Here is a 14,450-nt window from a genome sequence, read left to right on the forward strand (position 1 = left end):
GGAAGGACCGAAAATGAGCGACGCAAGCATCAACGCCAGCACCGTGACCGCGAAGGGGCACGAGGACGAGGCCAGCTTTGGCGATTATTTCGCCCTGCTGAAGCCCCGTGTCATGTCGCTGGTTGTGTTCACCGCGCTTGTCGGCCTGCTGGCCGCACCGGTTCCTGTGCACCCATTCATTGGATTCTGCGCCATTTTGTTCATCGCCATCGGCGGCGGTGCCTCGGGCGCGTTGAACATGTGGTGGGATGCCGATATCGACAAGGTGATGAAGCGCACCAAAGGCCGCCCGATCCCCGCGGGTAAGATCGAAGCGGGCGAGGCGCTGGCGCTGGGCCTCGGTCTGTCCGGCCTATCGGTTATCATGCTGGGCTTGGCCACCAACGTCTTTGCAGGTGCGTTCCTTGCATTCACCATCTTCTTCTACGCCGTCGTCTACACGATGTGGCTCAAGCGTTCGACGCCGCACAACATTGTAATCGGCGGCGCCGCCGGAGCGTTCCCGCCAGTGATTGGCTGGGTGGCCGCAACCGGTTCGATGACTCTTGAGCCGTGGCTGATGTTCGCCCTGACGTTCATGTGGACACCACCGCATTTCTGGGCGCTGGCGCTGTTCATGCGCTCGGACTATGACGATGCGGGTGTGCCGATGCTGACCGTGACCCATGGCCGCCGCGCCACGCGGGTGCACATTCTGGTCTATACCGCGTTGCTATCGCTGCTGGCTGTTGGCACAGCTTTCTCGGGCATAGGTGGCCCGGTCTATCTGGCAGTCGCGCTGGTGCTGAACGCACTGTTCCTGCATGGTGCATGGAAAATCTCGCGTCGGAACGAAGACGACGCCGAGGCCGACAACTTCAAGGTCGAGCGTGGTTTCTTCAAGCTTTCGCTGCTCTATCTGTTCCTGCATTTCGGCGCCATTCTGGTCGAGGCGCTGCTCAAGCCCTATGGGCTGGGAGGCTGGGGATGAGTCTGCGCAAAACCCACGAACTGCATAACCGCCGGTTCGGCCGTAATCTGGGCGTAGCGCTGACACTGGCTGCGCTGATCGTCATCATCTTTGGGCTGACCGTGGTCAAAGTCACGCGTGGCGACTTCGAGATGCCGCGTGCAGAGGTGCAGAACTGATGGCAGTGTCGGGACCCCAGAAAACGGTCATTCAGCTTGTCGGCGTTGTTGTGCTGATGGGTGGCCTCGCATGGGCGGCAGTCCCTTTCTACAACTGGTTCTGCCGTGTCACCGGATTCGGCGGCACCACCGGTGTGGCGCAACAGGCCCCCGATGACATTCTAGACCAGACGGTTACCATTCGCTTCGATGCCTCGAAGGCCCGGGAAATGCCGTGGGAGTTCAAGCCGGTCGAGCGCGAGATGAAGATTCGTATCGGCGAGACCGGGCTGGCCTTTTACGAGGCCTACAACCCGACCGACAAACCGATTGCCGGTCAGGCGTCCTATAACGTGACGCCTTATTCGGCGGGCGGCTACTTTCAGAAAATCGCCTGCTTCTGCTTTGATGAGCAGGTTCTGCAACCCGGTGAACGGGTTGAGATGCCCGTGACCTTCTTCGTCGACCCGGAAATCGTCGACGACCCGGAAGCCAAGTATGTTCATACGATCACACTGTCGTATACATTCTACGAAATCGACCTGCCCGAGGGCTATGCCGCCCTTGACGCGCAGGCGGAAACAACAACGAATTAATGCCTGTAGGTGAGGGACGCTGATGGCACACGCAAAAAACCATGACTACCACATTCTGAACCCCTCGATCTGGCCGCTGATCGGCGCGATCAGCGGCTTTGTGATGCTGTTCGGGGCCGTTCTGTGGATGCACGGAATCACTCCGTGGATGTTCTGGGCAGGGCTGGTGGCCGTGCTCTACACCATGTTCGCATGGTGGTCCGAAGTGGTGGCCGAAAGCCGCGCTGGCGATCATACGCCCGTTGTGCGTATCGGCCTGCGTTATGGCTTCATCCTGTTCATCATGTCCGAGGTGATGTTCTTTTTTGCCTGGTTCTGGTCGTTCTTCAAACATCGCATGTATCCGATGTACGACTATGCCGGCACCGAATACATCCAGCCGGACATCCACGCGGTCGATCCGTTCCACCTGCCGCTGATCAACACGCTGGTTCTGCTGCTGTCGGGCTGTGCGATCACATGGGCGCACCATGCGCTTGTGCATGACAACGACCGCAAGGCGCTGATCAACGGTCTGGCCATCGGTATTGCACTGGGTATCGCGTTTACCTTCCTGCAGGCGTTTGAGTATTACGAACTGCTGGCTCATGAAGGCTGGAAATTCGGCGACGATCAGTTCTATTCGAACTTCTTCATGGCCACCGGTTTCCACGGCGCGCACGTCATCATCGGGACGATCTTCTTGTCGGTCTGTCTGATCCGTGCCTTGCGCGGTGATTTCACCCCCGAGAAACATATCGGGTTCGAGGCCGCCGCCTGGTACTGGCACTTCGTTGACGTTGTCTGGCTGTTCCTGTTCTTCGCCGTCTACATCTGGGGTCAGGCCCCGCTGATGTAACGCCGGTCAGGTGATCCAATTGCAAAAGCCGCCCTTTGGGGCGGCTTTTTCTTTCTCAGGGCGCAAGATTGCGCCCGATACAATTGCATGGTTGCAATTTTACCCGCGTCCCTCTTAACAAGACGCCGGTTCAGCCCGAGCCGTAAAATGAAGAGATCTGGTCCCGATATGCGCCGCATCCTGTTCCTGCTGATTTTTGGCTTCGCCGGTCTGGCGATCCTGTTGTCATTGGGATTCTGGCAGGTGCAGCGTCTGGCATGGAAGCAAGGCGTTCTGGCAGAGATCGAAGACCGCATTTCAGCTGAGCCCGTGGGCCTGCCGGGGTCCGTTTCTGCCGAGGGCGACAAGTACCTGCCCGTAACAGTGTCCGGCGAGATGGAGCCGGGGGAAATCCACGTTCTGGTCTCGGTCAAGCAGGTCGGGGCAGGGTATCGCATCATCCAGTCCTTCAGCACCGAAGACCGGACCATTCTGGTGGATCGGGGATTTGTTCCGACCACAGCCAAACAATCCGAACGGCTGACGGGGCAGATGACGGTGACAGGTAACCTGCACTGGCCGGATGAGATCGACAGTTACACACCAGAACCGGATCTAAACGATAATATCTGGTTTGCCCGCGACGTGCCCAATCTGGCGGCGGCACTTGGGGCAGAGCCGGTGTTGTTGATTGCACGAACACAAACCGACCCCGGTATTACGCCCCTGCCTGTGGATGCCGCAGGCATTCCGAACGATCACCTGCAATATGCAATCACATGGTTTGGTCTGGCTCTGGTCTGGGCCGCGATGACTGGTTATTTCCTGTGGCGCAACCGCGCCCCTTCAGAGAGTGATGAGCAATGAAATACATCTCGACCCGAGGCCAAGCGCCTGAACTTACCTTTGAAGAGGCGATGCTGACCGGGCTGGCCCGGGATGGTGGCCTGTACCTGCCTGCCGAAATTCCGGTGATGACGCAGGAAGAGATCGCGGCACTGGCCGGTCTGCCCTACGAGGAAATAGCGTTCCGCGTGATGTGGCCCTATGTCAGCGGATCGTTTGCCGAGGATGAGTTCAAAGAAATCATCGCCCGCGCTTATGAAGGGTTCGGCCACGACGCCCGCGCGCCGCTGAAGCAGTTGAACGAGAACCACTTCCTGCTGGAGCTGTTCCACGGGCCCACTCTGGCCTTCAAGGACTTTGCGATGCAGTTGATCGGTCAACTGTTTCAGGTGGCGCTTAAACGGCGCGGGGACCGAGTGACCATCGTGGGCGCTACCAGCGGCGACACCGGATCGGCAGCGATCGAGGCGTTCCGCGGGTTGGATGCTGTGGACGTGTTCATCCTGTACCCGCATGGCCGCGTGTCCGAAGTGCAGCGTCGTCAGATGACCACCCCTGCGGACAGCAACGTGCACGCCTTGGCTGTGGATGGCGATTTCGATGATTGTCAGGCCGCGCTGAAGGATATGTTCAACGATTTCGATTTCCGCGACAGTGTGAAACTGGCCGGTGTGAACTCGATCAACTTCGCCCGCGTTCTGGCGCAGATTGTTTATTATTTCTCCGCCGCGGTAAGCCTCGGGGCTCCGCACCGCAAAGTCAGCTTTACAGTTCCGACCGGCAATTTCGGAGATATCTTTGCAGGTTACCTCGCCAAGCGCATGGGCCTGCCCATCGACCGGCTGGTGGTTGCGACCAACCAGAACGACATCCTGCATCGCTGCCTGTCTGGCGAGGGGTACTTCAAGGGTGACACCATCCCTTCGATCAGCCCGTCGATGGATATTCAGGTCAGCTCGAACTTTGAACGGGCGCTGTATTATGCCTATGGCGAGGATGGCGGCGCCGTGGCGCAGTTGATGGATGAACTGAAAAACGGTGGCTTCAACGTCAGCCAGGGTGCGATGGAAGCGCTGCACGAAAACTTCGACTCAGGTAGGGTCTCCGAAGAGGAAACGCTTGCCACGATCAAATCCACGCTGGCCCACAGCGCGGAACTGGTCTGCCCGCACACCGCTGTCGGCATCAAGGTCGCCGAAGAACACCGCGCCGCTGATGTGCCGATGATCACGTTGGCCACCGCGCATCCGGCAAAATTCCCGGCAGCGGTCGAGAAGGCGAGCGACGTGCATCCGCCTCTTCCATCCCGCATGTCTGATCTGTATGAACGTCCGGAACGGGTGACCCGCATCGCAAACGATCTGGATGCCCTCGAGGATCATATCAGAAGGCATATCGCTGAGTGACTGTCAGACAGGACCAACTGAAGAACGGCTTTCGTATCGTCAGTGAACATATGCCGGGGCTGCAATCGGCGGCCATCGGCATCTGGGTAACCGCCGGCGGGCGGCATGAACGGATCGAGCAGAACGGCATCGCCCATTTCCTTGAGCATATGGCGTTCAAGGGAACCGAGCGGCGTTCCGCGCTGCAGATCGCCGAGGCGATCGAGGATGTGGGCGGATATATCAACGCCTACACCTCGCGCGAGGTGACGGCCTATTACGCGCGTGTCCTGAAAGACGACGTGGCGCTGGCGATGGATGTGATCGGTGATATCGTTCTGAACCCTGTCTTCGACCCGCGCGAGATCGAGGTTGAGCGCGGCGTGATCCTGCAAGAGATCGGTCAGGCCTATGACACGCCGGACGACGTGATCTTTGACTGGCTGCAGGAGCAGAGCTACCACGATCAGCCATTGGGGCGGACCATTCTGGGACCGACCGAGCGGGTCAGCGCGTTCTCGCGCGAGGATCTGTCGGGCTTTGTGGCAGAACACTATGGCCCCGAGCAGATGATCCTGTCTGCTGCTGGGGCGGTGGATCATGATGCGCTGATGAAAATGGCCGAAGAGATGTTCGGCCACCTGCAACCACGCAAAGGGCTGGTTGCCGAACCGGGCCACTTCACCGGTGGTGAGGCGCGGCAGGAGAAAGAGCTGGAGCAGGCGCATTTCGCGCTGGCCTTGGAAAGCCCGGGATATCGCGATGACGCGATCTATACCGCGCAGATTTATTCGACGGCACTCGGCGGTGGCATGTCCTCGCGCCTATTTCAGGAAATGCGTGAAACGCGCGGTCTATGCTATACGATCTTTGCCCAGACTGGCGCCTATGCCGACACCGGGACGACGACGATCTATGCCGGTACCTCTGCCGATCAGGTGGCGGAACTTGCCAACATCACCATCGACGAGATGAAGCGCGCAGCCGAAGACATGACACCCGAAGAGGTTGCCCGCGCCCGCGCCCAGATGAAGGCCGGAATGCTGATGGGGCTGGAAAGCCCATCGAACCGCGCCGAACGTCTGGCCCGGCTCGTGCAGATCTGGGGCAAGGTCCCCCCGCTGGAGGCCACCGTGGCCAAGATCGACGCCGTGACCACGGCAGAAGTGCGTAAATTCGCCGAACAGATGGCTGTTAATGCTCCGACCGCTCTGGCGCTTTACGGTCCGGTTTCCGGCGCACCCACACTGGCCGAACTGCAGGAGAGGCGCGCGGCGTGATGCTGTTAGGCAGACGCAAGCTGAAACTCGAAACCGAGCGGCTCAGCCTGCGTCCGCCGGTGCATTCCGATTTTCGTGATTGGTCTGCGTTGCGACGGTCATCCAAAGAATATCTGACCCCGTGGGAGCCGATTTGGGCGCATGACCATCTGAGCCGCAAGTCGTTTACCAACCGGGTCTATTGGGCGCAGAGGTCAATTGTCAGCGGAACAGCCATTCCAATGTTCCTGTTTCGCCGCAGTGATGATGTGCTGGTGGGGGCGATCACTTTGGACAATATTCGCCGCGGCCCGGCACAGGCAGGGACGCTGGGATATTGGACGGGACAGGCGTTTTCGAGACAGGGATACATGCGCGAAGCTATAGGCGCCCTGGTGCACCACGCCTTTACGCGCCTCGACCTGAGCCGGATCGAGGCCGCCTGCCTGCCCGAGAATGCCGCCTCTCGGGGGTTGCTGGAAAGCTCTGGCTTCAAATACGAAGGCGTGGCGCAGTCCTATCTTCAGATCGATGGGCGCTGGCGGACGCATGTTCTATACGCCAGCCTGCGGTCTGACCGGCGGGGACGGACCGACGCCGGATAGCGGCCCCGAACCCCATTCCACTTTCAGACAGAAGAAGGGGCATGACTTGAGCGGCAGGTGCGCTACACTTGGGCCATGCGGTGGATTGTTGTGGGACTAATAGTGATCGCAGGTGGGGCGGCTGCGCAAGAGCGGCGGCCCAGCCATTGCATCGCCATCGCCGATGCAGCACCGGGCATCGAATTTCTGCACAAGGCTGCCTGGCAGGACCCGGTTCCCGAATTCTCGGTCCGGATCAGCTATATCGCGCACGCGTCCTTTCTTATTCAAACCCAAGGCGGGCTGAATGCCGTGACCGATTTCACCGGGTTCATCGGCAGCGCGACCTTAATTCCCGACATCGTGACGATGAACCACGCGCATGACACGCACTGGACGGCGCATCCCGATCCCGCGATTCCCCATGTGTTGGAAGGCTGGGGCGAGTTCGGGCAGGGCGTAGACCACCACCTTGATCTGGGAGAGCTGCTGATCCGCAATGTCTCGACCGACATTCGCTCGTTCTATGGGGGTGTCGAAGAGAAGGGCAATTCGATATTCGTTTTCGAAGTCGAAGGGTTGTGCATCGGCCACCTAGGGCATCTGCACCATATCCCGAGCGATGAACAGTTTGCGGCACTTGGCCGGATGGACGTGGTCATGGCGGCCGTGGATGGTGGCACAACGATGCCGCTGCCCGAAATGATCTCAGTGCTCAAGCGGCTGAAAAGTTCCGTCATCATTCCGATGCATTGGTTTTCCGGCTATTCGCTTGATCGGTTTCTGGCAGGCATTCGCGATGATTTCCCTGTCGTGCGCGACGGGGTCTCGGAAATAGAGGTTTCGCTGCGATCTCTGCCCGACCGGCCCACAGTCGTCGTGCTGGAACCACAATATCTCATTGAACAGGAATAATACTTGTCGACGCGCCGCAGCTTGGGCAAGGAATAGGCATGACCCTCAGACCAGCCGACGAAACATTAGCTCAGAGCATCCGGAACAAGATCGGCGACGACCTCGTGCGCCCGGTCGAAGCGCGCTATCTGGAAGAACCGCGCAGGCGTTTTGCGGGGCAGGCGGGGGTGCTGGCCTTGCCGAAGAACGTGGGCGAGGTCGCCGCACTGGTAAAGCTGGCTTTGGACGCCCAGGTGCCGGTTGTCCCTTATGGCGGCGGGACAGGATTGGTCGGCGGGCAGGTTATGCCGGTTGGCCCCGCGCCGCTAGTGATCTCGCTGGAACGCATGTCGGCGGTTCGGGCAGTCTATCCAACCGAGAATATTCTGGTGATCGAAGCCGGTGCCGTACTGGCCGAAGTGCAAGCGGCGGCAGAGACCGCGAACCGGCTGTTCCCCCTGTCGCTTGCCGCGCAGGGCTCATGCCGGATCGGCGGTAACCTTGCGACAAACGCGGGTGGTGTCAACGTCCTGCGCTATGGCAATGCGCGTGATCTGTGCCTTGGGCTTGAGGCGGTCTTGCCCAATGGCGAAATCTGGCATGGGCTCAGTCGGCTGCGAAAGGACAACACCGGCTATGACCTGCGTAATCTCCTGATCGGGTCCGAAGGGACGCTGGGCATCATTACCGCAGCGGCGCTGAAGCTGCATCCGCGCCCCACAGGGATCGGCACCGCGATAATCGAAACTCCGTCGCCCGAAGCGGCCATCTCTCTGCTGGCGCTGGCCCGCGATCTGGTTGGCGAAGACGTCAGTGCGTTCGAATTGATCCACCGGCAGGGATTACAGTTTCTGGACGAGGTTCTACCCGATATTCGCCAGCCATTCGACCGCGCGCCAGAATGGAGCGTTTTGATCGAGATCGGGGTGTTCGAGGGGCAGAACCCTTTGACCCTGCTGGAAACCCTGTTTCAGCGCGCATCTGACAAAGATCTGGCCTCGGACGGCGTGATCGCCAACAGCGAGGCGCAACGCCAGATGCTCTGGTCCGTGCGCGAGAACATTCCCGAGGCAAACAGGCTGATCGGCTCGGTCTCAAGCCACGATATCTCGATCCCCATCTCACGGATACCCGAGTTCATTGAACGCGGGGCTGGTGTTGTCGCAGCGTTCGGGCCGTTCCGTATCAATTGCTTCGGCCATCTGGGCGACGGAAACCTGCATTACAACGTGTTTCCGCCGCAAGGGCATGATCGTACGGAATATGATGATCAGCGCGAGGCAGTAAAGCACGCGCTGCACGATCTTGTCGCCGAATTCGGCGGTTCGGTCAGTGCCGAGCACGGGGTGGGGCGGCTGAAAGTGACCGATCTGGAACGCTATGGCGATCCGGTGCGGCTGGCGGCCATGCGGGCCATCAAGGCGTCACTCGACCCGGTAGGGATCATGAACCCCGGCGCCGTGCTGCGCTGAGTCGCTCAGAGGCCCTCGAATTCGCACAGGACATGGACGTCCATGTCCATCGCCTCAAGCGCCTTGCGGCCGCCAAGTTCGGGCAGATCAACGATAAAAGCGCACGAGATAATCTCGCCACCCAGACGCTCGATCAGCTTGATGCCCGCAGCGGCTGTACCGCCTGTGGCCAGCAAATCATCCACCACCAGAATCTTTTCGCCTGGTTGGATGGCGTCATCATGGATTTCCACGATGGCCTCGCCATATTCCAGTTTGTAATCCTGACTGATGGTCGTTCCGGGCAGCTTGCCCTTTTTGCGGATCGGTACAAATCCAACGCTCAGCTGGTGCGCAATCGCACCGCCCAGAATGAAGCCGCGCGCCTCAAGCCCGACGACCTTGTCGATCCTTTCGCCCGCATAGGGGTGCAGCATCTGGTCGATTGCCATCCGGAATCCGCGCGGGTCCGCGAACAATGTGGTGACATCCCTGAACATGATCCCTTCGTGAGGGAAATCGACGATGGTCCGGATGTAATCCTTGACCGTTTTGTTTTTGGGCATGGCTCATCCCCTGATGCATCGCGTTACCAACGGGTGTTTCGCCCATCGGGTCCGCGCACGCAAGAGGGGGACGGGAAACTATCTTTGGCGCTTCGAAATCACATTCGGCAGACCGTAGTAGCGGTACAGAGTACCCGGCAACCACGACAGATGCGGTTTGCGCCAGTTGCGCTGATCACGCAGAAGAAATGCCTGAGCTGCATGAAGGTTCATTGCCTTATCCTCCGTTTTATTGTTAGGTGCTCGATATCTACATTCTCTATGCGATGTATATACAATGCATCTCTCAGAGAATCAAGTATCAGGCGGAGCAAAGGCGCGTGGCAAAGAAAGACGGCAAAGGTTCGACCAAGAAAAACAGTCAGTTGGTCTTGCGGTTGGACAAGGACGAACGGGATGCGTTCGTGGAGCTCTGCAAGGAACTGGATACCTCTGCGGCGCGGGAAATCCGCCGTTTCATTCGCGGTTTCATGAAGGAAAATGCCGGCGACTGAACCGTCTCAGGCCGGGCGGCGCAGCACTGCCGTTGCAATCCCCATCCCGATCAGCGTCAGGCCGCCAAAGCGAGTCAGGGCGGATACGACATTCGCGCTGCCCACAACGCGCCGCAGGCGGTCAGCCAGCAGGGCATAGGCCAGCGCATTGATCCATGCCAGACCAACAAATGTGGCGATCAGGATGGCGAACTGGGGTGCCAGCACGTCATCGGGGCGCAGGAACTGCGGAACAAATGCGATGAAAAAGGCGATGGATTTGGGGTTCAGCGCGGTAACAGCAGCAGCGTGCCCAAACACGCCTCTGGCCGAGATATCCTGATCAGCTTCTGCCGCTTCCTCTGCCTTGGACGGTGTGCTGAACAACAGTTTTACGCCCAGCCAGATCAGATAGGCAGCGCCGATCCACTTCAACACCGAAAACAATGTTGCCGAGGTCAGAACAAGTGCGCCGAGCCCCAGCAACGACGCGGTCATCGCAATCAAATCTCCCAGCGCCACTCCGGTTGCCGACGCGACGGCGACACTCCGCCCCTTGGACAGAGCATAGCTAAGCACCAGCAGCACGGTCGGGCCAGGTATCAGCAGCAATGCGGTCGAGGCTGCGACGAAAGCCAGCCAAAGATCCAGGGGCATGAGGGTATCCTTATCCGAAGTTCCGGCCGATCAAGCCTCGGTTAAAGGCCGGGGTCAAGCCCTTCGTGTTTCGGTTACCCGCCGCATCAGCGCTTCCAGCGGACCACGCTGGAATTTGCGGGACCACAGGATGGCGTAAGCCGACGACAAGGCGCAGAAGCACAATGCGTATGTGACGATCTCCGATGCCGTTAGTGTGCCGTTCAGCAGCCCGGCCTCTTCCAAAACGCCCATGCCGATCAGTATATGCGCCACATACAATGTCAGGCTCTGTCGTCCCGGTGCAGTTAACAGCTTTCCCAGCCGCAGCCGCTCGATCACAGGCCAAAGCTTGAGCATCAGCCCGATCACCATGCAGGCGCTGCCGGTTCCCGCAAGGATGTAGAACGGTCCCGGCGGGATGGACTCAGTTCCCAGTAGGGCGGCCAGATCAGGATCAGTTGTCAGATTTTGTGGGAGCAAAGCCAGCACCGCCGCACCAAAACCCCACATGATCAACCGGTGCTGCACACAAAGCGTACGCAGGTCGGCGCGGGCGATGGCCATCCCGATCAGCAGGAACGCGGCCCATGGCAGCACCGGATGCCAGCCATTGAAAAACGCGTTGTACAGAAAGCCCGGCAGGGTCCACAGGTCGGTGTAGCTGAGCGTGTCCCAATTCCAGCCCCGGTCATAGTCCAGAATCAAATGTGCCGCGACGCTCAGCGCTACGATGCCGACTGCGCCAATCCAAAGACTGCGCGCAGGGGCAGTCAGAAACATCACCCCGACAAGAAAGTACAAGGCATAGAAATGCAGGATATCCGCATCGAACACCGCCATGTTGATCAATCCAACCAAGAACAGAAAAACCGCGCGGCGCAATAACTGCGAGGCTGAGACCCCGGACAGGCCAACACCGATCCCGGCCAGAACCACGAAAAGCGCGGCAGCCCGCCCCTCCAATGCGTCAACAAAGGCCGACGCCCAATCATCTGCCGGTGCAACCTGCGCGGCGATGCTGAAATTCACCAGAACCATGCCGCAAAACGCCACGAAACGCGCGGCGTCCAGCGCATTCAGTCGCGTCATAGAATACGACCGGCCACCGCATCCAGCTTGGCCAGCAGCGCCGGGTCGCGTTTTTCCGGCGCGGTCAGGATTGCGTATTCCAAAGCGCGATCACAGCCATGCGGGCAGGGCGCCCGATCCGCGCCAAGCAGCGCAGGCAGGCCCTTGACCAGCGCGCGCCCCTTCTCGGCGTTGCCGGTCAGTGTGGCGATGATGGCAGACACGTCCACTTCGCCGTGATCCGGATGCCAGCTGTCGTAATCCGTGACCATGGCGATTGAGGCGTAACAAAGCTCGGCCTCGCGGGCGAGTTTCGCTTCGGGCATGTTCGTCATGCCGATCACGTCACATCCCCATTGCTCGCGATACATCTTCGACTCGGCCAGGGTGGAAAACTGCGGCCCCTCCATCGCCAGATAGGTGCCCCCCCTGTGAATGGTGACCCCAGCGGACCTGCCTGCGGTTTCACAAGCATCGCTCAGACGCGGGCAAGTGGGATGGGCAACGCTGACATGGGCGACGCAGCCTGTGCCGAAAAAGCTTTTGTCGCGCGCAAAGGTGCGGTCGATGAACTGATCGACAATCACGAAATCCCCGGGGGCCATATGTTCGCGGAACGATCCGCAGGCCGAAACCGAGATCACATCCGTGACACCCAGCCGCTTGAGCGCGTCGATATTGGCGCGATAGGGCACCTCGGTCGGTGAATGGACATGACCACGTCCGTGGCGGGGCAGAAATGCCATGTCGACGCCGCCCAGTGATCCGGTCAGAATCTGGTCCGATGGATCGCCCCACGGCGTTTCAACCGTAACCCACTCGGAATTTTCCAATCCGTCGATGTCGTAGATACCCGATCCGCCGATGACGGCAATTTTTGTCTGAGCCACTGTGCGCTCCCTGCTGAATCTTTGTTGTTGCCGGAAAATCTGTGAGTTAACGGCCGGTTTGGCAAGGGTGTGCACCGTGGCAAAGTTGCACGAGTCCGGAAAAAGCGATCCAGGGCATGCACAATTCGCATGGCAGTGTCCCGCCTGATGCAGTAGCTCGCAGGGCGATACGCCTGTAAAAGGGCGCTTTCGCGCGAACACGACAGATCCACAGGACAGCCCCATGCCCCGAGCCTTGCTGGCAAGTTTTGCCAATCGCCTAGCCATTCCCGATCTGCGCTGGATGCCGGACGAGGGGCTGACCCTTTCCCGCCTGCGGATCGAACTGCTGTCGGGCCTGACTGTGGCGCTGGCTTTGGTGCCCGAGGCGGTGGCTTTTGCCTTTGTCGCCGGTGTTCACCCTCTGGTCGGTCTGTACGCCGCCTTCATGGTTGGTCTGATCACGGCACTGATTGGCGGACGTCCGGGCATGATCTCGGGCGCGACCGGCGCTCTGGCTGTGGTGATGGTGGCGCTTGTGGCGCAGCATGGGGTCGAATACCTGTTTGCGACCGTTGTTCTGATGGGCATCCTGCAGGTTATCGCGGGTGCCATGCACTGGGGACGGTTTATCCGGCTGGTGCCGCATCCGGTGATGCTGGGCTTTGTGAACGGACTGGCCATCGTGATCTTTCTGGCGCAGATGGGCCAGTTCAAGGTGCCGGGAACGATGGAAAACACCGGTCATGGCATGAGTGGTGGCGAATGGCTCTCGGGCATGCAGCTTTACACCATGCTGGGTCTGGTCGCGCTGACCATGGCCGTGATCTGGGTGATGCCGCGCATCACGCGTATCGTGCCCGCACCTTTGGCCGGGATCGTCGTCGTGGCGGCGCTGGTGATCGGCTTTGGTCTGGATGTGCCGCGCGTAGGTGATCTGGCATCGATCGAGGGCGGCCTGCCCACATTCCACATCCCAATGGTTCCGCTGAACTGGGAAACCTTCGAAATCATCCTGCCCTACGCCGTCATTCTGGCGGCCATTGGTCTGATCGAATCTCTGCTTACCCTGAACCTTGTCGGCGAAATCACCGGCAAACGTGGCGGAGCTTCGCAGGAATGCATCGCTCAGGGCGTATCCAACGTCGCCACCGGCTTTTTCGGTGGCATGGGCGGCTGCGCCATGATCGGCCAGTCGATGATCAACGTGAAATCCGGCGGCCGCACCCGTATCGCCGGGATCGCTGCCGCCCTGTTCCTGCTGGTGTTCATCCTGTTCGCCTCGCCCCTGATCGAGCAGATTCCGCTGGCCGCTCTGGTTGGTGTGATGTTCATGGTGGTGATCGGGACCTTTGCCTGGAACTCGTTCAAGATCATGCGCAAGGTGCCGCTGATGGATGCGTTTGTCATCGTGCTGGTGACCGTCGTGACCGTGATGGAGGACCTCGCGGTTGCCGTCGTCGTCGGTGTGATCGTCTCGGCGCTGGCATATGCGTGGAACAACGCCAAACGCATCCACGCGATCACCCGTGAATCTGAGACCGAAAAGGGCGCAAAAGTTTACGAAGTTCAGGGCCCGCTGTTCTTTGGATCCTCCGAAGGCTTTGTAGAACTTTTCGACGTGCCCAATGACCCCGACGTTGTAATCGTCGATTTCGCGGAAAGCCGTGTCGTGGACCAGTCCGCATTGCAGGCTATCGAAGCGATTGCAGCGAAATACGAGGCGGCGGGTAAGCGCGTCATGCTTCGGCACCTCAGCCGGGATTGCCACAAGCTGCTGAACAAGGCGGGTCACCTCATGGTCGACAGCGACGACGACCCGGATTACGCGCTGGCCGTGGACTATTCAGTCCGGACCGGAATTCTGGGCGGTCACTGACGTATTGGAAAGGCGGC

General features: G+C 59.7%; 17 protein-coding genes. 12 read left to right on the plus strand and 5 right to left on the minus strand.

Annotation, left to right across the window (positions count from 1 at the left end; translation table 11 throughout):
• The first annotated feature begins 13 nt into the window (after positions 1 to 13).
• The 10 genes from cyoE (at position 14) to ACR0D6_RS12890 (ending at position 8,960) form a co-directional block, all read left to right on the plus strand.
• Positions 14 to 970, plus strand: a complete 957-nt coding sequence (cyoE, locus tag ACR0D6_RS12845) for a heme o synthase (RefSeq protein WP_480765774.1) — start codon at positions 14 to 16, stop codon at positions 968 to 970.
• On the plus strand, positions 967 to 1,128 hold the full coding sequence (locus ACR0D6_RS12850; RefSeq protein ID WP_170651428.1) for a hypothetical protein: 162 nt from the start codon (positions 967 to 969) through the stop codon (positions 1,126 to 1,128). The genes cyoE and ACR0D6_RS12850 overlap by 4 nt, the downstream gene beginning before the upstream one ends.
• Positions 1,128 to 1,703, plus strand: coding sequence for a cytochrome c oxidase assembly protein (locus ACR0D6_RS12855; RefSeq protein ID WP_480765775.1), 576 nt, complete (start codon positions 1,128 to 1,130; stop codon positions 1,701 to 1,703). The genes ACR0D6_RS12850 and ACR0D6_RS12855 overlap by 1 nt, the downstream gene beginning before the upstream one ends.
• A gap of 22 nt (positions 1,704 to 1,725) precedes the next feature.
• Positions 1,726 to 2,541: a cytochrome c oxidase subunit 3 gene (locus tag ACR0D6_RS12860; protein ID WP_480765776.1), complete on the plus strand. Its 816-nt coding sequence runs from the start codon at positions 1,726 to 1,728 to the stop codon at positions 2,539 to 2,541.
• Between the two features lie 168 nt (positions 2,542 to 2,709).
• Positions 2,710 to 3,387 (plus strand): SURF1 family protein, encoded by a 678-nt coding sequence (locus ACR0D6_RS12865; protein ID WP_480765847.1) that lies wholly within the window; start codon positions 2,710 to 2,712, stop codon positions 3,385 to 3,387.
• Positions 3,384 to 4,772: a threonine synthase gene (gene thrC / locus ACR0D6_RS12870; protein ID WP_480765777.1), complete on the plus strand. Its 1,389-nt coding sequence runs from the start codon at positions 3,384 to 3,386 to the stop codon at positions 4,770 to 4,772. Before ACR0D6_RS12865 ends, thrC begins: the two co-directional genes overlap by 4 nt.
• Positions 4,769 to 6,031: a M16 family metallopeptidase gene (locus tag ACR0D6_RS12875; protein WP_480765778.1), complete on the plus strand. Its 1,263-nt coding sequence runs from the start codon at positions 4,769 to 4,771 to the stop codon at positions 6,029 to 6,031. Before thrC ends, ACR0D6_RS12875 begins: the two co-directional genes overlap by 4 nt.
• On the plus strand, positions 6,031 to 6,615 hold the full coding sequence (locus tag ACR0D6_RS12880; RefSeq protein ID WP_480451108.1) for a GNAT family N-acetyltransferase: 585 nt from the start codon (positions 6,031 to 6,033) through the stop codon (positions 6,613 to 6,615). The genes ACR0D6_RS12875 and ACR0D6_RS12880 overlap by 1 nt, the downstream gene beginning before the upstream one ends.
• A gap of 75 nt (positions 6,616 to 6,690) precedes the next feature.
• Positions 6,691 to 7,509 (plus strand): MBL fold metallo-hydrolase, encoded by an 819-nt coding sequence (locus ACR0D6_RS12885; RefSeq protein WP_480765779.1) that lies wholly within the window; start codon positions 6,691 to 6,693, stop codon positions 7,507 to 7,509.
• Positions 7,510 to 7,547: 38 nt separating this feature from the next.
• Entirely contained in the window at positions 7,548 to 8,960 is a 1,413-nt protein-coding gene (locus ACR0D6_RS12890) for an FAD-binding oxidoreductase (RefSeq protein WP_480765780.1), read from the plus strand.
• A gap of 5 nt (positions 8,961 to 8,965) precedes the next feature.
• Here ACR0D6_RS12890 and ACR0D6_RS12895 read toward each other — a convergent pair whose 3' ends face one another.
• Together ACR0D6_RS12895 and ACR0D6_RS12900 are read right to left on the minus strand one after the other, a co-directional pair.
• Positions 8,966 to 9,505, minus strand: coding sequence for an adenine phosphoribosyltransferase (locus tag ACR0D6_RS12895; RefSeq protein WP_170651436.1), 540 nt, complete (start codon positions 9,503 to 9,505; stop codon positions 8,966 to 8,968).
• Between the two features lie 78 nt (positions 9,506 to 9,583).
• Positions 9,584 to 9,718, minus strand: coding sequence for a hypothetical protein (locus ACR0D6_RS12900; protein ID WP_480451103.1), 135 nt, complete (start codon positions 9,716 to 9,718; stop codon positions 9,584 to 9,586).
• A gap of 107 nt (positions 9,719 to 9,825) precedes the next feature.
• On the opposite strand from ACR0D6_RS12900, the gene ACR0D6_RS12905 reads away from it, so the two are divergent.
• Positions 9,826 to 9,999, plus strand: a complete 174-nt coding sequence (locus ACR0D6_RS12905; RefSeq protein ID WP_170651437.1) for a hypothetical protein — start codon at positions 9,826 to 9,828, stop codon at positions 9,997 to 9,999.
• A 6-nt stretch (positions 10,000 to 10,005) separates the two neighbouring features.
• Here ACR0D6_RS12905 and ACR0D6_RS12910 read toward each other — a convergent pair whose 3' ends face one another.
• From ACR0D6_RS12910 to ACR0D6_RS12920, 3 genes are read right to left on the minus strand one after another with little or no spacing between them, the layout of a single operon-like run.
• The gene (locus ACR0D6_RS12910) at positions 10,006 to 10,635 is read right to left on the minus strand and encodes a LysE family translocator (protein WP_480765781.1); all 630 of its coding nucleotides are present in this window, start codon (positions 10,633 to 10,635) and stop codon (positions 10,006 to 10,008) included.
• 54 nt (positions 10,636 to 10,689) lie between these two features.
• A complete protein-coding gene (locus ACR0D6_RS12915; RefSeq protein ID WP_480765782.1) occupies positions 10,690 to 11,706 on the minus strand; it encodes a DUF418 domain-containing protein in 1,017 nt (338 codons plus the stop codon).
• On the minus strand, positions 11,703 to 12,575 hold the full coding sequence (locus ACR0D6_RS12920) for an S-methyl-5'-thioadenosine phosphorylase (protein WP_480765783.1): 873 nt from the start codon (positions 12,573 to 12,575) through the stop codon (positions 11,703 to 11,705). Before ACR0D6_RS12920 ends, ACR0D6_RS12915 begins: the two co-directional genes overlap by 4 nt.
• Before the next feature lie 223 nt (positions 12,576 to 12,798).
• On the opposite strand from ACR0D6_RS12920, the gene ACR0D6_RS12925 reads away from it, so the two are divergent.
• The gene (locus ACR0D6_RS12925) at positions 12,799 to 14,433 is read left to right on the plus strand and encodes a SulP family inorganic anion transporter (RefSeq protein WP_170651441.1); all 1,635 of its coding nucleotides are present in this window, start codon (positions 12,799 to 12,801) and stop codon (positions 14,431 to 14,433) included.
• The last annotated feature ends 17 nt before the right edge of the window (positions 14,434 to 14,450 follow it).

The organism is Ruegeria sp. BJ6, assembly GCF_056537885.1.